The 26,369-nt window shown below is 41.1% G+C and carries 24 protein-coding genes; 9 read left to right on the forward strand and 15 right to left on the reverse strand.

All coding sequences use genetic code 11. From position 1 onward, the window contains the following. The 14 genes from OQ267_RS10870 to OQ267_RS10935 form a co-directional block, all read right to left on the reverse strand. Positions 1-774, reverse strand: coding sequence for a hypothetical protein (locus OQ267_RS10870; protein WP_265835911.1), 774 nt, complete (start codon positions 772-774; stop codon positions 1-3). Next, positions 771-1,436, reverse strand: coding sequence for a hypothetical protein (locus OQ267_RS10875; protein ID WP_265835912.1), 666 nt, complete (start codon positions 1,434-1,436; stop codon positions 771-773). Before OQ267_RS10875 ends, OQ267_RS10870 begins: the two co-directional genes overlap by 4 nt. Positions 1,437-1,440: 4 nt before the next feature. Further along, positions 1,441-2,097, reverse strand: a complete 657-nt coding sequence (locus OQ267_RS10880; protein ID WP_265835913.1) for a hypothetical protein — start codon at positions 2,095-2,097, stop codon at positions 1,441-1,443. Then, positions 2,094-2,756: a hypothetical protein gene (locus OQ267_RS10885; protein WP_265835914.1), complete on the reverse strand. Its 663-nt coding sequence runs from the start codon at positions 2,754-2,756 to the stop codon at positions 2,094-2,096. Before OQ267_RS10885 ends, OQ267_RS10880 begins: the two co-directional genes overlap by 4 nt. A gap of 10 nt (positions 2,757-2,766) precedes the next feature. Then, complete coding sequence (locus tag OQ267_RS10890) at positions 2,767-5,205, reverse strand: TraG family conjugative transposon ATPase (RefSeq protein ID WP_265835915.1); 2,439 nt, start codon at positions 5,203-5,205, stop codon at positions 2,767-2,769. Further along, positions 5,186-5,482, reverse strand: a complete 297-nt coding sequence (locus OQ267_RS10895; protein ID WP_265835916.1) for a DUF4133 domain-containing protein — start codon at positions 5,480-5,482, stop codon at positions 5,186-5,188. The genes OQ267_RS10890 and OQ267_RS10895 overlap by 20 nt, the downstream gene beginning before the upstream one ends. Before the next feature lies 1 nt (position 5,483). After that, entirely contained in the window at positions 5,484-5,795 is a 312-nt protein-coding gene (locus tag OQ267_RS10900) for a DUF4134 domain-containing protein (protein WP_265835917.1), read from the reverse strand. 32 nt (positions 5,796-5,827) lie between these two features. Further along, entirely contained in the window at positions 5,828-6,139 is a 312-nt protein-coding gene (locus tag OQ267_RS10905; RefSeq protein ID WP_265835918.1) for a DUF4134 domain-containing protein, read from the reverse strand. A gap of 9 nt (positions 6,140-6,148) precedes the next feature. Next, entirely contained in the window at positions 6,149-6,481 is a 333-nt protein-coding gene (locus tag OQ267_RS10910) for a hypothetical protein (protein ID WP_265835919.1), read from the reverse strand. After that, positions 6,468-6,845, reverse strand: coding sequence for a hypothetical protein (locus OQ267_RS10915; RefSeq protein ID WP_265835920.1), 378 nt, complete (start codon positions 6,843-6,845; stop codon positions 6,468-6,470). Before OQ267_RS10915 ends, OQ267_RS10910 begins: the two co-directional genes overlap by 14 nt. Next, complete coding sequence (locus OQ267_RS10920; RefSeq protein ID WP_265835921.1) at positions 6,842-7,477, reverse strand: ParA family protein; 636 nt, start codon at positions 7,475-7,477, stop codon at positions 6,842-6,844. The genes OQ267_RS10915 and OQ267_RS10920 overlap by 4 nt, the downstream gene beginning before the upstream one ends. A 12-nt stretch (positions 7,478-7,489) precedes the next feature. After that, positions 7,490-8,674, reverse strand: a complete 1,185-nt coding sequence (locus OQ267_RS10925) for a relaxase/mobilization nuclease domain-containing protein (RefSeq protein WP_265835922.1) — start codon at positions 8,672-8,674, stop codon at positions 7,490-7,492. 4 nt (positions 8,675-8,678) lie between these two features. After that, the gene (locus tag OQ267_RS10930; RefSeq protein ID WP_265835923.1) at positions 8,679-9,086 is read right to left on the reverse strand and encodes a plasmid mobilization protein; all 408 of its coding nucleotides are present in this window, start codon (positions 9,084-9,086) and stop codon (positions 8,679-8,681) included. Positions 9,087-10,122: 1,036 nt separating this feature from the next. Beyond that, positions 10,123-10,746 (reverse strand): UPF0758 domain-containing protein, encoded by a 624-nt coding sequence (locus OQ267_RS10935; protein WP_265835924.1) that lies wholly within the window; start codon positions 10,744-10,746, stop codon positions 10,123-10,125. 170 nt (positions 10,747-10,916) lie between these two features. On the opposite strand from OQ267_RS10935, the gene OQ267_RS10940 reads away from it, so the two are divergent. Both OQ267_RS10940 and OQ267_RS10945 read left to right on the forward strand, forming a co-directional pair. Continuing rightward, on the forward strand, positions 10,917-11,345 hold the full coding sequence (locus OQ267_RS10940; RefSeq protein WP_265835925.1) for a hypothetical protein: 429 nt from the start codon (positions 10,917-10,919) through the stop codon (positions 11,343-11,345). Between the two features lie 204 nt (positions 11,346-11,549). After that, complete coding sequence (locus tag OQ267_RS10945) at positions 11,550-13,115, forward strand: ATP-binding protein (protein ID WP_265835926.1); 1,566 nt, start codon at positions 11,550-11,552, stop codon at positions 13,113-13,115. 302 nt (positions 13,116-13,417) lie between these two features. Here OQ267_RS10945 and OQ267_RS10950 read toward each other — a convergent pair whose 3' ends face one another. After that, positions 13,418-14,062: a chloramphenicol acetyltransferase gene (locus OQ267_RS10950; RefSeq protein ID WP_265835927.1), complete on the reverse strand. Its 645-nt coding sequence runs from the start codon at positions 14,060-14,062 to the stop codon at positions 13,418-13,420. Positions 14,063-14,090: 28 nt separating this feature from the next. Here OQ267_RS10950 and OQ267_RS10955 point away from each other — a divergent pair, with 28 nt between their 5' ends. The 7 genes from OQ267_RS10955 to OQ267_RS10985 all read left to right on the forward strand — a co-directional run bounded on the left by OQ267_RS10955 (position 14,091) and on the right by OQ267_RS10985 (position 25,454). Then, positions 14,091-15,101, forward strand: coding sequence for a helix-turn-helix transcriptional regulator (locus tag OQ267_RS10955; RefSeq protein ID WP_265835928.1), 1,011 nt, complete (start codon positions 14,091-14,093; stop codon positions 15,099-15,101). 467 nt (positions 15,102-15,568) lie between these two features. Next, a complete protein-coding gene (locus OQ267_RS10960; RefSeq protein WP_265835929.1) occupies positions 15,569-16,828 on the forward strand; it encodes a M1 family aminopeptidase in 1,260 nt (419 codons plus the stop codon). A 436-nt stretch (positions 16,829-17,264) separates the two neighbouring features. Beyond that, entirely contained in the window at positions 17,265-17,855 is a 591-nt protein-coding gene (locus tag OQ267_RS10965; protein WP_265835930.1) for an RNA polymerase sigma factor, read from the forward strand. A gap of 98 nt (positions 17,856-17,953) precedes the next feature. Beyond that, a complete protein-coding gene (locus tag OQ267_RS10970; protein WP_265835931.1) occupies positions 17,954-18,982 on the forward strand; it encodes a FecR family protein in 1,029 nt (342 codons plus the stop codon). Positions 18,983-19,161: 179 nt separating this feature from the next. After that, entirely contained in the window at positions 19,162-22,539 is a 3,378-nt protein-coding gene (locus tag OQ267_RS10975; RefSeq protein ID WP_265835932.1) for a TonB-dependent receptor, read from the forward strand. 11 nt (positions 22,540-22,550) lie between these two features. Beyond that, positions 22,551-23,933 (forward strand): RagB/SusD family nutrient uptake outer membrane protein, encoded by a 1,383-nt coding sequence (locus tag OQ267_RS10980; RefSeq protein WP_265835933.1) that lies wholly within the window; start codon positions 22,551-22,553, stop codon positions 23,931-23,933. A gap of 27 nt (positions 23,934-23,960) precedes the next feature. After that, complete coding sequence (locus tag OQ267_RS10985; protein ID WP_265835934.1) at positions 23,961-25,454, forward strand: redoxin domain-containing protein; 1,494 nt, start codon at positions 23,961-23,963, stop codon at positions 25,452-25,454. Positions 25,455-26,369 lie beyond the last annotated feature (915 nt).

Consider the following 26,369-nt stretch of genomic DNA (forward strand, 5'->3'; position numbering starts at 1 on the left):
TTACAGTTTTGATTTTTTAAGGATATCGTCAGCGATCTGGATATCGGTCTTTCCGCCGCTAACATCAACAGGATTCCCTTTCCTCAATTTTTCTGTTGAAGATCGGATGGAAAGAAAAGTTTTTGCTTTTGACTTTTTTATCTCCCAGCTGGCCATCAGTTTTCTGTACTCACCCAGCATTCTGTGATAAGCCATAATCCTTGAACCCCGGTCTATAGTAGTTGAACGGGCTATTTCCAGCCTTTCTAAAAGCGCATGGCTTTCATCGATATACCAGTTAAGTAATCCTGAAGAGATCAGATATCCTTTTTCAGCAGCAGATAACCCGGTTAACAAGTCGGAATCAGCCTGATTTAGCAAACCTTCAAATTCATTCCGGTAATACATCAGCCATAATGGGTCTGCAAAACTCAGCGCTGAAGAATAATTCGAAGCCTCGCTCAATGCGGTATTGCGCAAGGTATCTGAATGCAACTTATAGAGGTTGTCTGTATTCTGCATGGCGGCGGCAAACATTAGCCTTTGCGTCTGCGGTCCCACCGGCCCAAGTGGCCTGAGATCGGTTTTGGGATAATTGGGATGCAGCGCCCAGGTGATCCAATATTCCGGATTCAGGCCCAGAAAACCAGGCTTTGGGGTAAACTTATCCCTATCCCATTGTTTGAAGACCATGCGCTCCTGCTGATAGATAATGTGTTTGTCCGTTATTTTTTTTTGTGCAATTGCTAAAAGACCCAACGCACAAAAAAGAAACATCACTAGATATTTTTTCATTGTTTTAGGAGTTTTGATTTAAATAAAATATTATCCGCTGTGCGCAGATCCTGGTTAATAAAATCCTGATATGGATTCAAAGAACGCAATACGCCATTCATTTTTGCCCAGTACATAGATTTTTTCATGCTGAATACAAGCGCTCGGATGACGCGGAGTTCCAGGGCAATCTTTTTTAGCAGTGCATCCCGCTTTTCAAAATCCATCAATACATTTTCACCCTCTTTTAGTACGAAAGATGAAACTTCGGAAAAAAGCCCTATGCCCCTGTTTTTAACTTGCCTTGCAACATCTTCTGCAAAAAGCAGAAGGTGCGGATCTGACCTGGCCATTGCTAACATTCCGTTACTTTCCGAGGTGATTTCCGCTACCAGACTTCCAATCTGTCTTACGGCAATCGCGCTTTTTAGCCCTTGATCAACTTCTCGGAGCGAAGAAAGGATCAGAGATTGGACCATTACCACTGCCCCTAGATTTACATTAATATCTGAAAGCCTGTTGTTTATAGCATTCTGATAGTTACTATAGGTATTTTCAGCAGCGAGGCGGATTGCACCATTTTCATTTACAATCGCAAAATGTCCCCGGTCGAATACCAACCGTTGGGCCTGGACCGAATAGGTAAGGGCAAGTAATAATACCGTTGTGATATATGCTCCCATAAATTTAGTTTTTAAGTATATTCTTTCTTCGAAGAATACTTTCTATTAGTGCCTTATCCATATTGATAAAATCTGAAAATGGGTTAACTGTCTCTAAAGCTTTCTTTCTATTAGAATAAGAAAGCGTAGCCGCAAGTCCCCGGGAGGCACCCGCTATCAGGCGTAATTCGGTCAATACATGAGAAAAAAGCATCTTCCGGTCACTTTGCTTCATCTGGTTAATATCGCCTATTGAAAGAGCGATTCCATATAAAAAGTTTAGTAATGAATGTGCCTTATCTCCCATATCCATTTCTGCCTTAATCGCAAGAATAGATAATATCGGGTCATCTTTACATAACCAGAAAATAGTTTCTTGGCTTTGCGAGATATCATTAATAAGTGGGTATGCTTCAATCCCTACCTGCGAGGCATCAATTGCAAGGCTCAGCGTTTTAAACCTTGAATGAATATCCCTGTAAGTATTTTTTAACCTCACCATTAGTGTTTTATTTACTTCCTCATTTGCAGAGGCAACAAGCTGCCGATCCCTGGCTTCGGTCTGTTTTCCGTGTTCGGTTTTGCTGTTTTCAACCAGTTGGTGTAAGAGTGTCACGTTAAGCTGGGCATGCGAGGAAAGCGAGAATATAGTCAAAGCGAAAAAAAATACCACATTTTTCATTGCTTGAGTATTTTATGGTTTCGGATAATGTCATCAGCGATACGCTTATCTATATTGATAAATCCCGCATATGGATTGAGCGAATTTAAGATACCGCGCTGTTTCGCCCAATACATTGAGCGATGCATGCCGTAAGCCACTCCCCGCAAAATGGTGAGTTCGGTTACAATTTTGTTCAGCAGTTTGGCCCTTTCTCCAGCATCCATAAGGGCGTCTTTTCCTTCTTTCAATACAAAGGAGCTCACCTCTGCTCCCAATTTTATCGATCTGGTTTTAAATTCCCTTGCCCCTGCTTCAGCGAATAGTAAAAGAAGTGGATCGGATGAGCTGATATTGACAGCCTTATTTACAACCTGCACAATATCCTCCGAAATCTCATAGATATCCTTTACCGAAAGCAGCGACCTCATCACCCCGGATACCTCTGAAAGGCCACGGTAAATAGTTGACTGCAGATCGTTTACAACGCCAAGCTGCCCGGTCACAGCAAGCTGGGCTCTTTGAACAAGGGTCAGGTTGTCACTGGTCCTCGATAAGCCGCTGTTCATTACCCCGGCGTGTGCAGCGGTTGCGGCAGCTGTTGTTGGGTCAAGATATACCTGCGCTCTGGAAATCTGAACGAAAAGCGCAATTGATAAAAAAATGATTATTTTTCTCATACTAGCATGTTTAATTATAAGCTGTTGCATTTACCTTCCGGACAAAATCGGGCAATGAAAGACCACTGGATTTCATATCAGCGATGAACCGCTCAAGGCCCAGGCGGTAGGATCCCAGACGTGAGACATAGGATTCTACCGCGGTTTTTTCAGGTTTCTCTGTTGTGAATGTTAGATACTGAAAAAGGGATACTTCTACGCCATATACCTCACCTATACCCCCGCGCTTGATGTATACCTCTTTGAATTTTCCCCGCCCGGATTTATTTTCCAGTGCATTTACGGTAAAGATTTTCCGCTGCTCCGCCTCGGGTAAGACGAGTAGTTTGGCTACCTGCTCATAATTGCCCTTATATTTAGACTGGTCTAGCAGACAGATGGTATCAGAGCTTGCGAGTATAGAATCCTTGATAACAGCGTTCCCGATAATATCATTCAGTTCCTGGGTTACCACAATAGGTTCTCCCCAGAATTTCCGCATTGTTTTATAGAAGAATAAAAGATAATTGGCCATCAGTGGCGAAGCGATTGCTTTCCATGCTTCCTCTAAGACCAAAGCTTTTCGCTGACCGGTCCTATACCTCATTTTCTGAAGCACCAGATCCATAATTGAGAGCGTAACAATGGGAAAAAGGATCTTATTTTCTTTTATGGAGTCTATTTCATAGACTATAAACCGCTCAGTAAAATCAGATTTATCTGAACTCTCATTCAGTAACCTACCATATTCCCCTCCAAGGCAGAATTTTTTAAGCACATAACGGTACTCATCCAGATCAAAGCTGATTTTTTCCGTTTGCATTATTTCGGCAATTTTTGCTACTGAATAATGATAATAGGTATCAAAGCACAAGGCATATGCTGCATCGCCAAGAAAGAAATCCGAGTAATAGGCAGAGAGCACATTTGAAAAAACCGTATCCTCAATCTGTGAAACATGGCCCTCTGCCCCTTTTAAAAGTAGCCCGATCAGCGTTTTTAGAAAATCCTTTTTTTCAATATTATACTCTGACTCAGATATCAAAAAAGGATTCATCGTTATCGGATGCTCCTCGGTGTAGGTGTAATATTTCCCTTTAAAATAACTGCACAAGCCGGAATAGGAATGCCCAACATCAACTATTACTACATCGTAATTATAGCCCATATACTGCTCGAGCAAGCTGTTCATGAAAAACGACTTTCCTGTTCCAGAATTACCAAGTACAAATTTTGACCGATTGGTGATCCTTCCGTTCTCCATGGGCAAATCTGCCAAATCAATTCCTACCGGGATTCCCCTTCTATCGGCAAAGCGCATTAAAAACGCCGAAGGCTCATCTGCCATCTGCCGTTCCTTATAAAAAAGGCATAATGCAGCATCTGATGTGGTGAGGAACCAATCATATTTTTTAAGCGCTACTGCATTTCCAGGGAGCGCGCTTCTAAAAAGTTCCAGCTGGTTATAGGCATTTTTTGACGGGATAATCCCCTGCTGAAATAGTGCCGCTTCAATGTAATTACAGCTAGTTTCAAGTGAGCCGAGCTTGGAACACACCAGCAGCGAATAATGGGCATTAACCAATAATTGATTTTCCCTTGCTACATCCACCAGTAATTTATCGATGTCCTCTACACACATCTGGTTAGCAGGGTCGGGCACCCCGGAATGGCGCTTCCGCTTTAACTGAAGTTTGTTCAGGGTCATTCCCTGGCCTGGAACCTCTATCAATTGGTTATAGATCAAACATGATATCCCGGGGACAGAAGATAGAAAATGTAAATTATCCATTGGAAATCCCTCTAATCCCTTTCCATCAGTCAGATTTAAATAAGGGCCAATTGATTCCGGCAGATCAATAGCATCTACATCAACAAGGCTCATGCAACGCACAGCCCTTTCGCCCAGCCCAATTTCATTATCTCCTGCCCGAAAATTGTTAAGGGAAAAATGCTCAGCTGAAAAATCCATTGCCAGCATTCTGGCTATGTATTTTTCTATCTCCACCCGGCTTAGCATTTTAGGCGATATCGATGCCCCTTTAAGCAGTTCGGCGATCTTTGCAACATCGGAGAGAAAACCCATGAAGGCCTTCTTATCGTAAACATACATTGCCCGTCGTTTAACCTGACGGGTAATAATCAAAAAACTGGAATGTTCAATATATTCCCGGCCTGAAAAATGTTCATCATATTTTTGTTGCAACCACCCGGTTTGCTCTTTTGGAGAATAAACCGTTCTCGAAAAAATGTCCTGCTTTTGTATGATATAGCCTTCTCCGAGAATCTTGATTACATTTAGTAGTAAACGATGAAAATCTTTATATGCCGCCTCATCAGCGGAATAGATAAGCACAGGATTTGATATGGATAGGATTACTGAAAAATCTCCCTCTTCTCCATATAATACCGATATTCCGTTCACTTCATCAATTCCGGCATAGGGCAATTTAAATTCCTGTTTTCCCATAGCCCCACCTTAAATAAATTCTATGAATGAAAATCCCTTTTGATTTGGTCTTGTCATGGAGGCCGGACCGCTGTTTAGAAAAAGTATAACTCAGACCTGCGGCAATGGAAGCGATGGTAACCAGGCCTCCCATATACATATTTACCATGGCCCCGGAAAGGCCGCCTAGTACCAGGCCAAGGCCTAGGGAGGAAATGCCATAGGCAATATATTTGCCCTTGAATCCCCGGTAAACAAGGGGCTTTTGCAGCCCCTTGTACACGAAATACAACTTCATTTTAAACCCCGAAGAATGCCTTAATGACAACAGAAACCAGTACGAGAAAAAGACAGGACCCACCCCAGCCCATTATTTCCTTGTTAATGTCCTGGTCACCTGAGTTCCACTTGATATAAACCCGAACTCCGCCAATAATGCCTACCACGGCACCAATTGCTAAAGTAAGGGTAGATACAGGATCTACATAGGAGGTGAGGGACGATGTCGCTGCATTAATACCGGTTGTTCCTCCACCGGCTTGTGCATAAAGCGACTGGGCGGCAAATAATAATGCGGCCAATGACAAAAGTTTTTTGCTTTTCTTTGCCATAACAATTGAATAAGAAGTAAATAAAAATGTAATTACAATCGGAAGAGGCCCCTAAGGAAGGCTCCGATCAGGGAAAGAAAAAGACAGGAAAAAAACCAGCCCATTACCTGGGCATCAATATGGTGTTTACCCATCTGCCAGTTAGAGTAGACCCTTAGCCCACCAAAAATCCCTGCTATTGCACCAATGACCAGAACAAGATCTGACATAGAAAAATACCAGCTCTTCACTTCGGTAGAGGCAGAATAAAACTCAGATATCCCTGGCTGGGCGCTGGCCGAAAAAACACAGGACATAAAAAAAGCAGCCAGCGCTGCTACAAATGAAATATAATGTGGTTTCACGGGAAGAAACTAATAAGGTATCGCCCTGGTATGTTCTATAAGGTTGTTTTTTGCTAATGAAAAAAGCTGCTTCAACCCTACTCCTCCACTGGAGCTAATCGTTCCGGACGAAAGGCCTGCTTTAAGTCCTCTAGCATCAGCCTCGTCAGAAACCGTGGATGCTTCCGGTTCTTCCACAGGCGTAATAAGCTCGGGAGCAAAGGTTTGGGAAAAGAACAATTCGTCTTCAGCAATATCACCCGTAGTTGCTTTTGGAGAAATGAAAAGATCAAAAAATAGGATTAAAGCATAGTAAAGGATGTAAATAATAAAAATTAAAATCAAAAAGTTAGTCCAGCTCATGGGTCATGGAATTTAATGTTTGAGAAATATAATCGCTAAGCCAGGGATGGCTTTTTAAAAATTCATGGAGAGAAAATACAATAACGCGGGTCATATCAACATTTGATGCAACTTTAAACCCCCTTAATATATTCATTGATCTTTTGTCTATTCGGATGAGTATTTTCTCCTGTCCATCCATAGGGAAGTCTTGAAGGGATTCAATAAACTTTACTATCGCGCCGGTATCAGGTGTTGATTTTTTCCCGGTCTTTTTGTCGGCTCGTTTTTCGTTGGCCAGATTACCTGAAGGTTTTGTCAAAATTCCTTTTTGTTCTCCAAGTTTTGATTTTAATTGTTCTGCCAGGGACTTTATTTGACTCATGAAGGATTGCCTTTCTGCAAGAAGCCCATAAAGATAAAATCAAGTGTGTTCATGAAAACAGGCACAAGCCCGGGTGGAATGTGAACAGTACCAACGCGCTGAAAATCTATCCTGTCGGAAATGGCCGGGGCAATTGCGCCAAACCGGAAGAGTGCTTTATCAACCTCTTCCCTTGTTTCATATTTTACTGTAGCTTTTATCCTGTTTGGAACGAAAACCATTGGAGAAGTTTTATTAATTTCTTTACATACGAGAGAAAACAGAACCGTACTGTCGACAGAAAATTCATCGTAATTAAACGGGCAGATGATAAGCTGAGCTGATGCGATAACAGGAATCAAAAGATCATCATCCATTTTCCCAGGAAGATCAATGAGCACAAATTCTTCCTTATTTTGACTTAGCAGTTCCAGTAACGCTGGAAAGTATTTCAAATCTGATGGTATTACCTCATAGATGGGATCATTCTCCAGAATTTTAGCCTTCTCAAACTTCCCTGAAATCGATGCCTGGTAATCCATATCGAGGATGGTAACCTTCTTTTTTTTCAATGTAGAAAGATAGTAAGCCAGTAACATACATAGCGTACTTTTACCGGCACCCCCTTTCTGGTTTCCTATCAGTATAACCATAAGTAATTAATTTTAGCGTGTGTTTGTTCTGGCCTTTTTTTGCCTTCGCCTGTTCCTGCCAAGGATCTGCTCATCATCGATATCATCTGATATGTCAATATCTAAAGCGAAATCAGAGATAGATATACCTTCATTCATTTCGCTATGCAAAGGAGAAAATATTGGCTCTGTTGGATTTTCCAGGAGCATCGCTTCACTTGGAGAAAACTTATTATCGTAAATACCTGTATCGACACCTTCGACCTGCTCCAGGGCGACTGGTGAGGGTTCAATAAATTGATTAAGGGACATTATATCTCCGCCCTTGAAGACCTGCTTTCTGGAATGGTCAAGAATTGAATAGCCGTATGGGCGTTTGTCGCCTTTGAAATGAAATACAAATTCAAGACCAAATGAGGAAGACAATTTTTCGCTTAGTGTAGAAGAATAGCCTGTCACCTTTCCCTTCTCACCGCCGGAGAGGTTTTCCCTTATGGCCTGCAAAGATGCATCTGTGATGGGTCTGTATTTTTTAAAGATCTGTTTGAGTTGCAATTTTCTTTCTTCATCTGGAGAAAACTGTGCAATACTTTCTTCAATACTTTTTAAGCTTACCCCGCCCACCTTTTCTCCAAACTTGGAAAGCTCCATGTAATTATCAAGTACCTTCAGGCCATACCCTTGTCTCTCAAGCAGCATCATAAATTGTGCCCTGGTAGAAAAGGTATACTTTAGCGCTTTTTGAATCGCTTTTTCAGCAGCTTGCTTTTCATCTTTGCCTATAAGCTTATTAAGTACGCGGTAAGCACGGATTCTTTCATATCTGTCGGAAATCTTTTTCCCTTCACGGTCTACCCTTGAAGATACCATGTGGATATGATTGTTGTTGGTATCCTTATGAAAGATAAGAAGATAGGGCTGATTGCCATATCCCATTCCTTTTAGCCAGTCTTGGGCTAAGGTAACAAGTTCCTCTTTGCCAAGCGATCTTCCTTTTGGAGAGATCATGGCATGGAACTGTGGGTACACGACCCTTTTATTCCGGGCAGCGAGAGAAGAAAGATAGTTGATATAATCCTGTGGTTTTATTTCCGAAAGCCCCTCAAGTGCACCAAAGCCAGAAACCTTTAACAGCTCCCCCTTGTTTTTTTCTACCTTATTGGTGTTGTACCTGACCGCCCTAAAAGTTTTTGACTTCCAGAGGATTTTTACGATCATATCTTTAAGCCTTTAGCAGCCGGAGCAGTTCACGTGTAGATTTTTCCATATCCCTGAACATGGAAATATATGTCGAAAACAGCTCATTGAATTTAGTTACAACTTCAACAGAGAGCATCCCACGTTTATTTAAGAAGTTGGCGTGCCTGGCAAGTTGATTGATATTATTGCCGGATCTTCCGATCTCCGAGCCGATATTGTCAAGCGTTTTCAAAGCCTCAGCAGCATTTAGCTTTATGGAAACAGAGGAAGCTTTCAATAGCTTTAACCGGACAAAGTCACTTTCTTTCAGTCCCAGCGAAAGCCAAAGATCGCGCGCCCGGGCATATTCCTCTTCGCTAACCCTGGTCTTGATAAACCTGGTCCGTTTCCCTTCAAGCTTTAAAGGTCTCCCATTCTTTTTCCCGGCCATATTGAATGTTTAAAAAGATCCTCCCTAAAAAGAAAAAACTAGTTGCGACGTTTTTTCATCCCGCTCGCCCCCTTCGGGCGAAAAAAAAGCGGGCAAGTTGTAGGGTTTTTGAGCAACAAAAACACAACTTGCAGGCTAAAAAACCAGGAACATACCTATATCTGCATCTGAGCAAACGCTGAGAATAAAGTTCAGTTTATATGTTTTCCGATAGAAAGCAGTTCCGGCAAAAAATAGAAGCAAAGCTCCAGTTATCCGCTATTAGCTAAAGCAGTCTTTTGGGGCAGTTCCAGGCTACCAATATCCCTAAATTTTTAAAGCAGTCCACTTATGCAGCTTAGCAAGTTTTGGAAAGAATATGATCCGGGCTGAGACGTATATATTTACATATATAAATATTCAAATACACAACCATACAGATATATGAATATAGCTGTATACATAACCTGTAACAGCTAAAAAAAAACAGATTATGTATTAGCATATTTAGATATATAGAAATCAACATTTACCGATATACTACTATCTGAATATATAAATATGTCCATATATAGCAATGTAATAGTCTTGGATGCCATTAATCAGTAGAGCAATCCATAGCTCCTACTATAACTGCATTTATATTAATAGATAAATAGCTGTGCAGGTCCAACCCTCATTATACGCTTTCGCAAACGCGTAAGTAAAGCGGCTTATAAACAAAAAAGGGGCGAATGCCCCTTGCTAAATTTACCCTGCCAAAACTCTGAGGCAGAAAATTTTATATAATTCGGAACTACTCACGTCAGATCCCCCGATCCGGGCCATAAAGGCCTGCCAGTGCGCTTTCACCAAGTTGACGTTATCTCAAGGCTTCGCAGAATTTCCGGCTTTCGGCCAGATAATGTTTCATTCCCAAATGTCAAAGACCAATCGTTTTATTGGTCAAAATTCATGAGGAAAAAAGTGGGGATTTGACACTCTGGCTAAAGTGCCTGCGATTTTTCTAAAAATTTAAATAACTCACAAACCCAGAATAATCAGAGGAAGCTTACAGCTATTTGATTACCCCAACTGGCCTTTTGCCTTTTTGAAAGGTAAATTTTGGCACATTGGGATTAATTCTGCGTGAGAGTTCGATGGCGGAAAGTACCGCGCAGCACTTCCCCATTCCCATACCCTTAAAAGAAGATAGTTTAGAAAAGCTCATCTGAGAAAGCTTTTGCAGATCACCACCTACGCTATAAAGCATTTTTTCTGCCAGCTCCACTGCACTTGCTTCCCTACTTCCAGATCCGATAAGCAAAGCGATGAGCTCTTTAGTTTCCAGCGCCTGTGCACCAAGCTCGGCCAATCTTTCCCGCGGACGTAAGGCGGGATCCCACCCCTTTATCCCAGTGCTCCCTTTCTCCGCCTTGCTTTTGGAAAAAAGGTCATAGACGCTACACTCTTTAGCTTCAGCATGCGCAGCCGAATGGAGCAGAGAAGAAAACCCGGAAATCAGCCACTCAAAATCATCCATAAAAACAGCCAGCCTTCTGGTGGTATATGAGCCATCATGCTCAAGCTCACGCTTGGTAATCTGGATATAGTTGCTGCCAGTGCGGGCAACCATAAAATCTAAAAAGAAACTCCTCTTGCCATAAGAGAAAGCTTCGCTTGCAATTGTTCTTTTTTCCATAACAGATACAATTAAAATTAGAGATAAGACCTATCAAGGTCCCTTTGAATATCACTGTTCCAAATTTGCATTTTGAAATTTATGCAGTCGGTTGTATTTTTAGGTACCCGATTTAACCGCTTATAAATCGGATATAAATTTGATTTACAGACCGATAAATTTAAGTAATCATGGAAAGTCAGATAGAAGACCAGAAATACTGCGCCTATAGCAAATGCGGAAGAAGCTTCGGGGGAAGGGCCGACAAAATCTATTGCGGGGACCAGTGCCGGAACGCAGCAGGCAGGGAAAAGAAAAAAAAAGAAAAATGGGAAGAACCCGAACATTTCGGGCAGACCAACCGCATCATCATGCGCAACTACCAGATCTTAAAATCACTATGCAACAAAAAAGGCCATGCGGTCAGCAACTGGAAACTTCGCGATGAGGGATTTGAGTTTAAATTTATGACCAGCATTTACGAAACGGAAGATGGCCTTAGACTAAACATGTGCTACGACTATGGCTGGATAAAGCTGTCTGAAAACCAGGTCAGAATCTATCCTGTCCCACCGCTAATGGTATTGGGCATAGCAAAAGCGACAAAAATTCAAAAATAAAAACACCGCCGTTCTGACTTTGGCCTGGATATATGTGTTAATCATAAGCCTTTAAAAAGCTAGCTAAATAGCACGAGTTATAAAACTAATTCAGATTCATGCAAACATAACAGGCACTTCCACGTTAAAGCTACATACAAAGATACTTATAAGGAAAAAATTTACAGTTTAAGCGTTATTCTAATGAACCATAGATATGGGTTAATGAGCAGTGAGGAATTACTGGAGATATATAGTTTAACGAAAACAGCAACCTCGGTTCACCGTGGTGAAGATGCAGTTATCCAGAGTGCAAACAGGGCAATGCTTAAAATATGGGGAAAGGACAGCAGCGTCATCGGCAAATCCTTGCTGGAGGCATTACCCAAACTTAAAAGTCAGCCCTATCCCGAAATGTTCCGCAAGGCATGGCTGGATGGCAAGACCTGCTCCGGGCAGGGATCTCCCGCGGAACTCGAAATTGACGGAAAAATCAGCACCTATTACTTTGATTTTGAATACCTACCCATAAAAAACGGCAAAGGCGAAGTCATTGCCGTGCTGAATAGCGCGATAGATGTAACCGAGAGGGCCCTGAAAGAACAGGCGATCGAAAAAGCAGAAAAAACACTCACCTCCCTCCAGGAACAAAAGGATATGATCTGCGCTTTGGAAGAAACTAGAAAGGAGCTTCATGAGCTTAATTCAGAACTCGAAGAGCGCGTGGAGCGTAGAGTTATCGAACTCTCTGAAAGCGAGGAGCGCTTTCAGATCATGGCAGAAGGCACCGAATTGCTTATCGCGGTGGGAGACGAGGACAATAACCGTGTATATTTCAACAAACGCTGGGAAAAGGTAACAGGAAGAAAGATGGAAGAACTGCTGCGTAAGGGCTGGGTGGATCTTATCCATCCAGAAGAAAAGCAGCATTTCATAAACGCCTACATGGAAAGTTTCAAAAAGCGGGAAGTCTTCAACATGGAATTCCGCATGCCAGATAGTAAAGGTGAATACCGCTGGTATTTATGCCAGTGCCCTCCGAGGTTCCGGTCCGACGGTTCCTTTGCAGGATATATCGCCTCTTGCCTGGATATTACCATGAGAAAGAACGAAGAGATCAGAAAAAACGAATTTATAGGGATGATAAGCCATGAGCTCCGCACCCCGCTGACCTCGCTGAATGGCTTTATCCAGATTATGAAAACACGGCTTGATATTATGAACCGTGATAGTCTTGAGCACGCATTGAACAAATCGCAGATTCAGATCAATAAAATGTCAAAGATGGTTGCAGGCTTTCTCGACATCTCAAAACTGGAATCCGGCAGTCTTGAACTCCAACAGGAATCTTTCCAGCTCCAGGATCTACTTAAAGAAGTCATCGAAGAGCTCTCCTTTATGCACAGCACACACAAGATCACCTTTGCGTCAACCTGCAGCCTGAAAGTATTTGCAGACCGTAATAAGATCTCTGCTGTGATGTACAATCTGATCGGCAATGCCATCAAGTATGCGCCCTTTGGCAGCAATATAGAAATCCTTTGCAGCAAAGATAAAGCAGGACTACTGGTCAAGGTAAAAGATCAGGGGCCCGGGATAGAAAAAAGCGAGGAGGAAAAGATTTTTGGCCGCTATTACCGCTCTAAGGGAAGCCCTACAGTATCGGGTTTCGGAATAGGACTTTTTCTGTGCAGGGAAATCCTCATCAAACATGAAGGCAGCATCTGGGCAGAAAACGCGAAAGATAACGGTGCAGAATTCTTTTTTACACTCCCGGAACAAGCAGTATAATTGACCTTGATAGCAACGTTCTAAAACAGGGTATAGCCACTCATTCCAAAACACCTTACAGAACCTTAAAGAAAGATATCAACATGCGCTACGATTATGGGTGACTGCAGCTATCAGGTAATGAGGTAAGAATCTATCTTGTGCCAACGCTAATGGCATCGGGCATAGCAAGAGCGACAAACATCAAAAATAAAATACTAACGTTTCTGCTTAAAGCTTTGAATTTAAAATCGACGGTTTATCAATAAAATTCATTGCTCAAAAATTAGAAATATCATGCAACAGTCGGTTTATATTAATTGCTAAGGTGAAGTAATCTGCATCCTTCGTTCAAATTCTTCTAAAAATTTACTTAAATGCAGGCCATCGCAGAGCGCATGATGAAGGTGTACAGAGATAGGCAGCAGCACTTGCTGCTTTTCAAAGACTAGTTTTCCGAATACTATTTTGGGAACACTATCATCAGCTCCAAGCATTTGAGCATGTTGCATACTACTGAAATTTGTATATGGTAGAATAGAATAATGTATGAGGTTCGTCAGATTATATTTTAACTTTAAGCCAGATGCTGCTTTTTCTGATTTAATTAATTCCCTGGCCTCCTCGATAAAGGTTTTTAGCTCCGGGTAATAATTAATATAAACAAATCCGAATGTTTCATCATTTCTCAATACTGTAATTGAACAGGAGATCTGGTGATATTCAACAACTTCATTATTTTCAATTCTGTATCTAAACTCTTTGATATGGTTTACAGCAGAAAGCGATTTATGCAAGTAATACAAAAAGAACGGAACGTTATAGCCTTTACAATATTTATACGCTTCTGTACAGTTTATTAGAGTTGTCACCCCAAAAAAGGGCTGATCAAATGTTCTAAAAAAATTATAGTGATCTCTGCGTTTCCATGTGCTGATATCTATAGTATATTTGATAGGTATTTCCATGTGACCAAATTAGCCCGCTGTCACTTAAATGGATATACTGGAACGGATAAAAAATATACCCAAACGGATTATGTACGAACTGTCGGGAGAAGAGTTTAAAAACTTAATCAATAGAAAATTTACAGCTGATATGATGACGGCTGATTCAGCAGATTCATTACCAAATGTTTTTAGCTGTTATTCTAAGAGTTTGCGAACTTCAGAATTTGATCTATTGAAATTTTCGGGATCATTTCAAAAAGGGACTCGGGTAAACAACTTTCAGGATACCACACATGTAAGTATGCACTTCCAATTGTCCGGTAAATCCGGTGCATTCATTTCGGGCATAAAAGATGACCAAACTATGCGACAAGGACAATTTAATATATTAAACTGTATAGATCCGACAAGCTCTTTTCTTTTTCCTGAGCAGCAGCACTATGAGTACATCTGCGTTGGATTGAAAACGTCCTTCTTTAATAAGGTACTCGAGGAATGCGGAGCCGCATATCAGGAACTACTCACTCAGAGTCAGGATATGAGGAGTTTCGCATTATTCAAATCTCCTTACAGCACTAACCACTCCCAGATATCTGTGTTAAGACTATTACAAAGGCCGCCGGTAGCCGATAATTTGAAAGAGAGCTATATAAAATCGAAGGTGAAAGAGTTGTTATTTTTGTCTTTGAGTGCTTATTCAACAAATACAACTTATAACACCTGGCAGGTATTTAACCAAATAGATATTGATAAGTTAAAAGCTGTTAAAGATTTTCTGTCCATAAATTATTTATCTGCTTTAACACTAGAAGGCATTAGCAGTAAATTTCTATTGAATGAATTTAAGTTGAAAAAAGGATTTAAAGACCTATTTGGATTAACGGTGTTCGGATATATTCATGAATTGCGTATGCAACATGCATATACCCTAATTATAAGCGGTGGCCTGACTGTAGGTGAAATTGCAGCGGCTATAGGATATACATCTGACTCCTCTTTTATTCGGGCATTCAAGCTTTTCTATGGACAATCACCTGGAAAGAAGATGCTTTCTTAGAATTTAAATCCAGGCTAAAAGATTGACCAAATTATATCAGCCGATTTTAATATGGCCAACAAAATAAGAGTTTAACAATTCTAATCTTATCGCGATTAAGGTATCTGCACATCAGTTTCTATAAGGAAAACAACTTGTTAATCCACCCTTTCTTCAAAAGCTAAAAAAACTTAAAATGAGCCTTATGATCTCTTTAAGGTTACTTGCCTCCGCCTGTAGATTTCCTTTCATCACCATCTTCATCCGGATAATATTTTTAAAAGAGAAAAAGTATACTAGCTTTATTTTAACTTTGGCATTACATCCAAAGACATTAAGTAAACATGAATCTTAAGCAGCTACTTTCAGTTCTATTTATATTTTCAATCCACACCAGTATAGCACAGAATATCACATCAAAAGTTAGTCCCAGCAAGTCTTTTTCGGAGGTTCCCGTACCTCATATTGCCGGAAAACTGACTGTTAATATGAAAGCCGGCACTATCTATGCAGATTTAAAGCTTTCTAACCTCCCGGCTCTTGACACTGCTTTTAGAATACGTCTGCATCATGGCATGAATATAAAATTTATGGAGGATAGTGCCGGTTTTATTAGATTCAATAGCAAATCCCTAGGGGACGTAATGGATTATAGGCCATATCGCAGTCAAAGATATCTTGTTTCCCCTAAGATAATACGCGTGAGCTATACGGGCGCTTTCCCGATTTATATGGACACGATGAACCTGGTTGACTACAAATCCATCATTGCATTGAATGGAGAAACTTTAAGGGCTTCCGAGGAGAGCAAGTGGTATCCGGTTATATATGACACAAAAAATGACAGGGAGATAGAGAAGCTTACCTATGACATTAGCGTAGACTGTCAGGATTGCAAGACAATTTACATCAACGGAACTTCAGCGAAACCTGGCCCTACCGCAAATTTTAAAAGCACAACACCGCGGGCTTTGCTCCTTTTCATGGGAAATTATAACAAACAGGAGTTTCCCGGAAGTGATTTTCTGAACGCCAAAATGCCAGAGGACATTGCCGCTGCTTTCGACCATCAAATAACCGGGATAAAAACCTTCTATGAAAAAAAGTTAAGCGTGCCGTATAAAGAGAAAATTGTTTTTTTAGAACATAAAGCTATCCAAGCTTATGGCCCTAATCAATCCTGGGGCTTTGTAACTTTTCCGACCATTGCGGTCGCAGGTCTACCATTTAGCAAAACCATAGATCCAAAAACAGGAAAGCTGAATCATTTTGTAAGGTTTTCGTTTTACGCACATGAACTGGCCCATTATTACTTTGGCACTTTCTTCGTGCCTAATTCAACTTTAAGAGACTTTTTTATTGAATCAACAGCAGAATACCTTTCGATCAAAGCCGCAGAGCATGAATATGGTAAAGATTCAACTAAAAGTACTATAAAGTTTAAAAAAGGACTACTTAAAGAAAATAAGGTCATTCCATTATCTCAGTTCAGCGATAAAGACGAAATGGATGATGCTTATCGTTACGCTTATGGACCATTAGTGCTTTTAGCCCTTGAAAAAAAGGTGGGTGAGGAAAAAGTATACCGGATATTACAAAATGCCTTGAAAAACAAAGACCAGAACTCTGATTATACCTTTCTCACAAAGATCGTTAAAGAAGCAGGAATTCCATTACCTGTCTGGAAGGAATTTGAGGCAAATATCGTCAACGAAAGTAATCCCGCCAAAGCATTTCGGGATCTATAGCTTACAGTTCATTATTCCCTGGTTATTTAATCACCTAAAAAGAAAAACTAATATAAGTTATTCAAGCTATTAAACATCCTATCCGACAAATAGGTGGCGACAGTATCATGCAATGACACCCCCATTCGCTTAAGAACTATCAGGAGATACCATTAATATTTCCGCAAACGGGGTTATGTTGTATTTATCCATGCGGCCAGTTATAGTTTAATTCGACTAATCTTAGCTTTAGATTGACTCTCTGACCCAAGCAGGTAGTCTTTCACGGTCTGCCCGCATATAGAAAAAATCATATTATCTACTTGCGCAAAAGAAAATAACGGTACCTTACTCAAGACCTGCGAACGGAAGATATTTACCAGGCATTTTGTGGATCTGTATTTCGATATGGGCTGGCTATCTTGTAGAAAGTGAAGGATATTTAATATATTAGGCCATGCAAAAGGCAATGGATGAGGAAAAAATCGTATTAACAAGCATAGCTTGTGGAGATACCCTTGCCTTTAGCGCGCTTTTTGAATTTTACAGCAAAAAAGTATATGGTTATGCTTTATCTATTTTGCAATCAGAGCACGCGGCTGAAGAAGTTGTACAGGATGTGTTCTTAAAACTCTGGCTGAAGCGGGAATACCTTACTGAAGTAGAGAATTTTGGTGGATTTTTACGCGTATTAGTCAGGAACGAAACTTTTACCGTGTTTAAGCAGCTTGCCACAACTAAAAAACTTCATCACGCCGCGGGCATACATCTTACTGAATTAACTTCTGATACTGAAGACAAGGTACAGTTCAGGGAAACCAGTAAAATATTGGAAGCGGCTATTCAAAAACTTCCTCCACAGCAAAAACTTGTTTATTCGCTTTGTAAGCTTGAAGGGCTCAAGCATAAAGATGTCGCTGAAAGGTTAAATATCTCTCCCCTGACAGTTAAAACCCATTTGCAGGAAGCGGTAAAATCTATCAGGAAGTACCTTACAATGTATCATCAGATAAGATTATTGATACTTCTATTTTTATTTTTAAAATAATTTCATTTTCAACTACTCTCTTTTATCATTTGAATTGTCATTCAAAGACACAGGTTAATAAATTGTTTCCGATTTCTATCATCTGATTAATTAAAAACATGAATCCAGGCAGGTTAGCTTATCTTTTCCAGCGTTATATCGATAAAGTTTGCACAGAAGCGGAACTTAACGAATTGCTCTCTTTAATAAAAAACTCTGAAATGCGTTTGGACATGGAATCCATCCTGGATAAACACTGGGAAGAGTCCGCGGAAATCGAAATGAATCCTGACCGGTCGAATGCGATCCTTGAAAAAACATTTTCACACGAGGTCGAACAACCAGAGCCTTTGAAGTTCAATTATATAAAATGGATGGGTTATGCGGCCGCGGTTATCGTGCTTGGTTTTGCTATTTGGAACATAAATAAACCTGATGAAAAACCCATGGCAAAATTATCCAATAATGTTGCTGAAAAGAAAACCATCGTTCCAAAAAATGATCTCATCACCGTATACACAATTGATGAACATCAAAAAGTTACCTTACCAGATAGCAGTACGGTTATATTAAACGCGCACAGTTCTATCAGTTATCCAAAGTTTTTTGAACCGAAGAAAAGAAACGTGATATTAAAAGGAGAAGGCTATTTCGACATCAGACATAACAAGTTAAAGCCCTTTACGGTGAGTACCGGAAAATTGCTTACTACGGTGCTTGGAACGGCCTTTAACATCAAAGCCTATGATCAAAGCCGGAACATAGCGGTTACGGTTACCAGAGGCAAAGTTGGCGTAACTAAAGGTCGCTCCAGCCTTGCTATCCTTTTGCCTAACCAGCAAATGATTTTCAACACCAGTCGCCAAAACTCCAGCGTAAGCAAAGTGGTAGCCAGCGATGCGGTTCGGTGGCAGGAAAGCGACATATTCTTTGACGACATATCTATGGTTCAGGCAATGGACATGCTTTCCAGGAAGTTCGGGACACCTATTACTTTCAGCGATAACAGCATGAAAGGTTGCAAGTTTTCGGCTACCTTTCTTAAAGGAGAATCACTAAACGAAATTTTAAGAGTTATCTGCTCGTTCAATAAAGCGAAATATCAAACAGGAAAGGATGGGATTACCATCAGCGGAACTGGTTGCTAATAATAATCAACTAAATAAATCAACTAAACCAAACCACTATGAACAAATTTTATCAACTAAGGATTTAACAGGATAAAAAGACTCCCTGTCGCTAAACAAGGAGCCGTCGCAAATACAGCGCTAACTTTATTTGCCGCGTCTAAACAACTTTCCAAGTATCCATTTAAACACCTAAAATTATGTATTTTTCTGCACAATTGGCAGAGGACAGGAAGAAATATGTTTTCTTCGCTGCATCAACCCACACACGATATTTAATTCGTCAGCTTATGCGTATCAGCTTAATTATCGCTATCGTATTATCCGTTTCACTTCAATGTTTATTTGCAATCGATCTGAAAGCTCAATCCGCATCGCAGGTAAAAATCTCATTGGAGGTAAAAAATGAAACGGTAACATCAGCGATAAAAAAAATTGAACAAAACAGTCAGTTCAGGTTTTTATTCCGTAAAGATGAACTTAAGGACCTTGAAAATGTTAACCTTCCCGCTGGTGAACGGTCAGTTAGTGAAACGCTGGAACTTATTTTTAAAGGAACAGGGTTAACCTTTGAACAGATGGATAACAAAATCCTGATCTCAAAAAAGTCCCTGAACACTGTAGAAGACGTCCGTGTAGCAGGATTTGTAACCGATGATCTTGGGAATCCACTACCAGGAGTTTCAGTTCGTATCAAAGAGGATAGGATGTTCAGCACAGCCTCTGATCAGAATGGCCATTTCGCAGTAACGGTTCCTGAAGGAAAAAACACCGTTTTAATACTAAGCTACATAGGTTATGTAAGCCGGGAAGTGGTTTTGGATGGTAAAACTACCTCACTTAGAATTTCACTTGTTCCGGAAAACGGCAGTCTGAATGAAGTTCAGATTATCGGCTACGGCACTACGACAAGAAAATTAAATACCGGTTCAGTAGCGTCAATATCCGCTAAAGAACTTGAAAAACAACCTGTTGGAAATCCCCTGGCCGCACTTTCCGGTAGAATGTCAGGCGTGTTAATCGCACAGAACAATGGCATACCCGGCAGCACTGTACAGGTGCAGATCCGCGGACAAAATACCTTGTCATCCGGAGGCATACCTTTGTATGTGATTGATGGTGTTCCATTTACCAATTTCAATGGAGGTTCCCCTCCCACTGATAATCTGAATGCTTTTGGAACATCCGGCGCAAGCGGAGGCATCAGTCCTTTCGGCATGATCAATCCATCTGACATAGAGCGAATTGATATATTAAAAGACGCGGATGCGACCGCTATATACGGTTCCCGCGGCGCGAACGGGGTGGTATTAATCACCACTAAAAAAGGAAAAGCCGGAAAAGTCAAAATTGGCATAAACTTAAACGCTGGATTTACAGAAGTTGGCCGGTTCATACCAACCTTAGATTTACCACAATACCTGGCCTTAAGAAAAGAAGCCTTCCAGAATGATGGCGTAACACCTAATGCGACCAACGCGCCCGATTTAACGGTTTGGGACCAGAACAGTTCTACTGACTTTCAGAAACTTTTAATTGGAAACAGAGGGCATGTAAATGAGTTACAAGGCTCAATGTCAGGCGGAAACGATCAGACGCGTTTTTTCTTCAATTCAGCTTATCGCAGAGAAAGTACCGTTTTCTTAGGCGACAATGCGGATAAGCGTTTCTCATCAAGACTGAATCTGGATCACAACTCGCAAAACAAAAAGTTCAATGCCTCGTTTTCGGTAAGTTATACAAACGATAATACAAACATTCCAATCTCAGATCTTTCTTCATCTTATAACCTGCCTCCTAATTTACCCCTTTACACCTCTACCGGGCAACTTTATTGGGATAATAACTTTACCAATCCGCTAGCGAACCTGCTTAAAAGATATAACGGGGTAACCAATAACCTTATAGCCAACGCAAACCTGAAATACACGATACTTCCAGGGTTAAACGCGAAAGCGAATTTTGGTTACACAAATACCAGACTGGACCAGACGGCAACCAATCCGGCATCTTCAGAAAATCCCGCGAGAAATCCTACAAGTTATGCCGAATTCACTAATTTGAACGCGCAAAACTGGATCATTGAGCCTACGCTGGATTATACAAAACAAATCTGGGGAGGAAGATTATCAGCATTAATCGGAACCAGTTTCCAACAAAACAGCTCAAATGGCTTATACCTATATGCATCGAATTATAATAATGAGGCCTTACTGGGTACGCTCGCCGCGGCTGGTACCACAACTGTGGTGTACAATAATATCGTGAAATATAAATACAATGCTTTTTTCGCGAAGCTGAATTATGAGTGGAAGGAAAAATATTTATTCAATGCCACTTTCAGAAGAGATGGTTCATCAAGGTTCGGCCCCAAAAACCGTTTCGGAAATTTCGGAGCGGTAGGTGCAGGATGGGTATTCTCGGGCGAAAGCTTTGTTAAAGACAATCTGCCTTTCTTAAGCTTTGGTAAATTAAGGGCTAGTTATGGCACCACAGGGAACGACCAGATTTCAAATTACATTTACCTGCCACTATACTCTACGGCAACCCCTTACCTGGGGAATGCCGCAACCAATGTAATTGCCCTACCTAATGAATCTATCCGCTGGGAAACAACTAAAAAACTAGATTTCGCTATCGATCTGGGATTTTTAAAAGATCGCATTACCTTTAGCGCGAACTATTTTAGAAACAGATCTTCAGATCAGATTACCTCAAACGCGGTTGCTTCACAAAGTGGCTACAACAGTTATAATCAAAACCTGCCTGCCGTTATCCAGAATAATGGCGTGGAACTTGAGCTGAATTCAACGAACATAAACGGAAAAGATTTCTCCTGGAAGACATCGGTAAACTTTACCTTCACCGATAATAAACTGATTGACTTTCCTAATCTGGAAAAATCTTTCTCGGCATCAAGCTATGTCGTTGGCGAATCCATCAACTTAATCCGCCTTTACCATTACCTGGGCGTTAACCCGGCAAATGGGACAGCCATGTTTGAAGACAGGGATGGAAATGGGTTAATCAACGCGAGCGACCGTTATGTAGCTGATTTAGGCACCCCGTTTTTTGGAGGTTTCAATAACACTTTTAGCTACAAAAATTTCGAACTGGGCATATTCTTCCAGTTCAACCACCGTTTTGGTGTTACCCAAATCCTCAATACCCGTCCAGGGGCACTGGTAAACCAAAACGAATACTGGTTGGGTAGATGGACACCAGGCAATCCATCGTCAAACATTCCTGGTGCTACAGCTACCGCGGGTTCACCAATCTATACCTCGTATAACAATTATACCGCATCAGACGCGGTATATGGCGATGCGTCCTATATCAAACTTAGATCGGTCAATTTATCCTATACATTGCCACAGGAATGGCTAAAGCACATCAAAGTTTCGAATGCGAGTGTGTTTGTTCAAGGCCAGAATTTATATACCTGGGCGAAAAACAAGTACATCCTTGATACGGAAACCACAATTCAGGGCGGGCCACGAGGCTTAGGCTCCGGAACTATCGGCCAGGTTTTGCCTCCGTTAAGAACCATCGTTTTCGGTTTAAACTGTTCATTTTAATTGAAAAAATCATGAAAAAAACATTTCAGAAACTTATATATAAAGCAATGATAGTAGGAACGGTTCTAACTGTTTCTTCCTGCTCAAAATTTGTCGAACTCGGCGCGCCTCCAACACAGATACTCTTTGAGGACGCTTTTAAGACAGATGCTTCTGCCAATAGCGCGATTTTGGGAATTTATTCCCTGTCATCCGCGGCAAATAACGGATTTTTGACGCATGCGCTGTTCTATCCCGGCATTTCAGGCGATGATCTTCAATATAACGGTACAGATGCCAATGTGCAGGAGTTCGCAAAAAACGCGTTGTTGAATACAAACGGTTTCGTCAACACAACCTGGTCGACAACTTATAACCTCATTAAAAACGCCAACAATGCAATCAGCGGTCTAAATGCATCAACTACGTTAACGCCTGCAACAAAATCGCAGCTGCTCGGCGAGGCGAAGTTTTTAAGGGCGTTCTTTTATTTTGAACTGGTCAACAATTTTGGCGATGTCCCATTGCCTCTTAAGGATGATTATTCCGCATTTGAAAACGCGGTTTTGCCACGTACGCCAGCAGCACAGGTATACGCTCAAATCGTAAAAGATTTAACAGAAGCGCAGGCAGCGCTTCCGGCTGCTTATGTAGGTACCTTTAGGGGAAGAGCGAACAAGCATGCGGCCTCAGCCCTGCTGGCCCGCGTTTTTCTTTACCAGAAAGATTATCTAAATGCCGAGGCACAGGCCAGCTCGGTTATTGGATCGGGAACCTACAGCCTCCCAGGTCCAGATGTAAGCTTTATCAACAATAGCAATGAAATCATCTGGCAGATTGGTAACGCGACCGGTGTTTCGGTGTTGGGGTCAAGTTATGTCACTTTAGCCACTGTTATTCCAAACTACACTTTATCAGAGGCTACATACCAAAGTTTTGAAAGCGCTACGGATTTACGCAGGACAAACTGGGTAACGCCCAAAACCATTTCAGGCAAAACTTACTATGGAATTTCTAAATTCAAAGTTGGATCGGGAACTGGAAATGAATATAATGTCGCATTAAGATTCGCCGAGCAATACTTAATCAGGGCCGAGGCCAGGGCGCAACAGAACAATTTAAGCGGTGCAAAAACCGATCTGGACGCGGTAAGAACCCGGGCGGGCCTTGCTGGTGTGAGCGCGACCTTAACGCAGGCACAGATGCTGACCGCTATAGAGCAGGAAAGGAAAGTGGAATTATTTGGAGAATGGGGACACCGATGGTTCGATCTGAAAAGAACAGACCGCGCAAATGCCGTACTTGGTGCCTTAAGACCAACTACATGGAAAACAACATCTGTTTTATATCCGGTTCCACAGGCCCAAATCATCATCAATACAAATTTGACTCAAAACCCGGGCTACAACCAATAATACAGGCGTTTACTTAAACCACATACCATGAAAAAAATACAAATCATCGGTTCATTGGCTTTGATTTTGGTTTCAGGCCAATTGATGGCCCAAGTCAGGCCGGCAAACGCAGTCAAACCAGCGGATACCACAAAGGCTTATCTGGAGAAACTAATCACATCCACCCAACCAGCGGATAAAACAGCGTTGAATCAAAAGCTTAAAGCCCTTGGCGCATCAGAAAAAGAGAAAGAGGTGGATCTGGCCATCAATTATTATTACCGCCTGAATAACCAGAAGACAGCGGATTCACTTGGACAAACTCAGCTTGAGAGATTTCCTTCAGATATCAGGGCCCGAAACAAAGCGGCCTCTGATAACATTTATCCATTGAAATCCGCCGCTGAAAAGGAAAAGGCATATAAAGCGTGGATACAAAAATTTCCCCCATCGAACTTTAGCGGAGAGGATCTGCTTACCTATGACTATGTGGTAAGTTCAATCGCCGTAGAATATGCAACGGAAAAAAACACGGCAAAAGCAGTTGAATACGAGGATAAATTACTGGTGCAGTTTTGGAAGGGCAATGCATATGGAGGACTTGGAGAAGCTTTTTATAAAAACGGGGATTTGAAAAACGCCTCGATTTACTATAAGAAAGCTATGGAGGTCGCCAAAAGCTACTATGATAATAAGGATGCCCAGGAAAACTCATCAAAATTCGCGGCCTCAGGATACCCTAGCCTGACGATGACTTATGCCAAAATATTATATGAGCAAAAAAACTATCCGGAAGCCTTAAAATACGCTGAACTGGCGACAAAAAATCCGCAGACCGCTACACCGGTGACAAACTTTCAATATGCTAAGATCCTCATGGCTATGAACCGCAATAAGGAGGCCTATGCGAAACTGGAAGACGCGGTAAAATCAGGAAAAGCCAATGATGAGATGAGCGAGACCTTTAAAAAATTATATATTAAATTAAAAGGCAGTGACGCGGGCTTTGATCAATATGCCGCTGAAATCCGCAAAGGTATTATCGCCGGTCTCCAGCAAAAATTGAAGAAGGAAATGGTGAAGAAACCCGCGGCGGACTTTAAACTTACCGACTTGCAGGGCAATGAAGTTTCGTTAAGCAGTTTGAAAGGAAAAACCGTTATTTTAGACTTCTGGGCAACCTGGTGTACACCTTGCAAAGCATCATTCCCGGCTATGCAAATGGCGGTAAATAAATATAAAGATGATCCGAGCGTAAAATTTCTTTTCATCCATACCTGGGAAAGGACAGCGACACCTACGAAAGACGCGGATGATTATATCAAATCACAAAAATACACCTTTCAGGTATTAATGGACAACAAAGACCCGGAGACAAAATTGAATAAAGTGGTAACCGATTATAAGGTGAGAGGTATCCCATCTAAATTCGTAATCGACCCCGAGGGCAACACGCGATTCAATATCATGGGCTTCGATGGAAGCAATGAGGCCGCTGTGGATGAAATATCCATGATGATCGACATGGCTAAAAAAGGCTAAAATTAAATCACTAAAGCGGTATTAAAATGTTTTATCTTTTTAATTGTAATTCATAATTCATTTTTAAAATACCGAGGTAAACCCCAAAAGTTGAACAAAACTTTTGGGGTTTACTATTTATGACAAAACATAAGGCTGTTCAAGGATTAATGGGAACACTGAATCTACAACGTAATTTCAGGAATGTACACCACCGATCATATAAAAATGAAGTTGGTAAAATTTGCGCTTAATGGAATTAACAGGGATTTCAAGTCCCGATTCCCCCAACCAAAACAACCGGCACCGGAAGTTCCGGGGATGAATAAAATAGGATGAAAGAACCATTTGCTTCCAATAGTTGACATGTATAGTGACGCGGTGTTTTTGCCGTAATAGCTCCAGGAGGAAAAACATAAAGATGATGGAAGAATGATGTCTAAAATTTGATAAAGTTAAAGACACCAACGACCTTGTTTTTTTATTCTGAAAAGGGATGGCAATATCAACGCTGTGGTTAGATACGTCCTTAAAAAACATCAAATTATACAGCGCATCTAAAAACAATCAAAGGATAAAATCCACGCTAAACGCAAGGTTTAGGTAGAATACCGGTCGCCCGTAAAAAACAATTAACTTTCTCAATAGCCCGGCTTTTCAAGGGTTATTCAGTTGCTGATTTTTATCCGGACAGTTATTGTTCCGGTGAAGTCGCCTTAGTATTTCATCAGTCAAATAACCGTTTCATAATGGTTTCAAAGCTTTCTCCAGGCTAATTTTCCTTGGGCTATAGGTTATCGCCTACTATCCCCCGCTTAACAGTTTAAATATTAATAGGCCCCCGCTTTCAAGCTTTGAACAAGATAACCGGGATCATAGGAATAACTTTATTAATTAGTTATGACGATGAAAACCCGCGAAAAAAAGATGATCTGC

The sequence above is a fragment of the Pedobacter sp. MR22-3 genome (genome assembly GCF_026240075.1).
GTDB lineage: Bacteria > Bacteroidota > Bacteroidia > Sphingobacteriales > Sphingobacteriaceae > Pedobacter.

Bases quoted from the DNA above. Each gene is read 5' to 3' on its own strand.
- OQ267_RS10965 (WP_265835930.1), top strand. From the start codon at position 17,265: ATGCAAAAGGCAATGGATGAGGAAAAAATCGTATTAACAAGCATAGCT.
- OQ267_RS10885 (WP_265835914.1), bottom strand. From the start codon at position 2,756: ATGAGAAAAATAATCATTTTTTTATCAATTGCGCTTTTCGTTCAGATT.
- OQ267_RS10875 (WP_265835912.1), bottom strand. From the start codon at position 1,436: ATGGGAGCATATATCACAACGGTATTATTACTTGCCCTTACCTATTCG.
- OQ267_RS10975 (WP_265835932.1), top strand. From the start codon at position 19,162: ATGTATTTTTCTGCACAATTGGCAGAGGACAGGAAGAAATATGTTTTC.
- OQ267_RS10925 (WP_265835922.1), bottom strand. From the start codon at position 8,674: ATGATCGTAAAAATCCTCTGGAAGTCAAAAACTTTTAGGGCGGTCAGG.
- OQ267_RS10930 (WP_265835923.1), bottom strand. From the start codon at position 9,086: ATGGCCGGGAAAAAGAATGGGAGACCTTTAAAGCTTGAAGGGAAACGG.
- OQ267_RS10915 (WP_265835920.1), bottom strand. From the start codon at position 6,845: ATGAGTCAAATAAAGTCCCTGGCAGAACAATTAAAATCAAAACTTGGA.
- OQ267_RS10890 (WP_265835915.1), bottom strand. From the start codon at position 5,205: ATGGGAAAACAGGAATTTAAATTGCCCTATGCCGGAATTGATGAAGTG.
- OQ267_RS10955 (WP_265835928.1), top strand. From the start codon at position 14,091: ATGGATATACTGGAACGGATAAAAAATATACCCAAACGGATTATGTAC.
- OQ267_RS10960 (WP_265835929.1), top strand. From the start codon at position 15,569: ATGAAAGCCGGCACTATCTATGCAGATTTAAAGCTTTCTAACCTCCCG.
- OQ267_RS10945 (WP_265835926.1), top strand. From the start codon at position 11,550: ATGAGCAGTGAGGAATTACTGGAGATATATAGTTTAACGAAAACAGCA.
- OQ267_RS10980 (WP_265835933.1), top strand. From the start codon at position 22,551: ATGAAAAAAACATTTCAGAAACTTATATATAAAGCAATGATAGTAGGA.
- OQ267_RS10940 (WP_265835925.1), top strand. From the start codon at position 10,917: ATGGAAAGTCAGATAGAAGACCAGAAATACTGCGCCTATAGCAAATGC.
- OQ267_RS10985 (WP_265835934.1), top strand. From the start codon at position 23,961: ATGAAAAAAATACAAATCATCGGTTCATTGGCTTTGATTTTGGTTTCA.
- OQ267_RS10880 (WP_265835913.1), bottom strand. From the start codon at position 2,097: ATGAAAAATGTGGTATTTTTTTTCGCTTTGACTATATTCTCGCTTTCC.
- OQ267_RS10910 (WP_265835919.1), bottom strand. From the start codon at position 6,481: ATGAGCTGGACTAACTTTTTGATTTTAATTTTTATTATTTACATCCTT.
- OQ267_RS10935 (WP_265835924.1), bottom strand. From the start codon at position 10,746: ATGGAAAAAAGAACAATTGCAAGCGAAGCTTTCTCTTATGGCAAGAGG.
- OQ267_RS10900 (WP_265835917.1), bottom strand. From the start codon at position 5,795: ATGGCAAAGAAAAGCAAAAAACTTTTGTCATTGGCCGCATTATTATTT.
- OQ267_RS10895 (WP_265835916.1), bottom strand. From the start codon at position 5,482: ATGAAGTTGTATTTCGTGTACAAGGGGCTGCAAAAGCCCCTTGTTTAC.
- OQ267_RS10920 (WP_265835921.1), bottom strand. From the start codon at position 7,477: ATGGTTATACTGATAGGAAACCAGAAAGGGGGTGCCGGTAAAAGTACG.
- OQ267_RS10950 (WP_265835927.1), bottom strand. From the start codon at position 14,062: ATGGAAATACCTATCAAATATACTATAGATATCAGCACATGGAAACGC.
- OQ267_RS10970 (WP_265835931.1), top strand. From the start codon at position 17,954: ATGAATCCAGGCAGGTTAGCTTATCTTTTCCAGCGTTATATCGATAAA.
- OQ267_RS10870 (WP_265835911.1), bottom strand. From the start codon at position 774: ATGAAAAAATATCTAGTGATGTTTCTTTTTTGTGCGTTGGGTCTTTTA.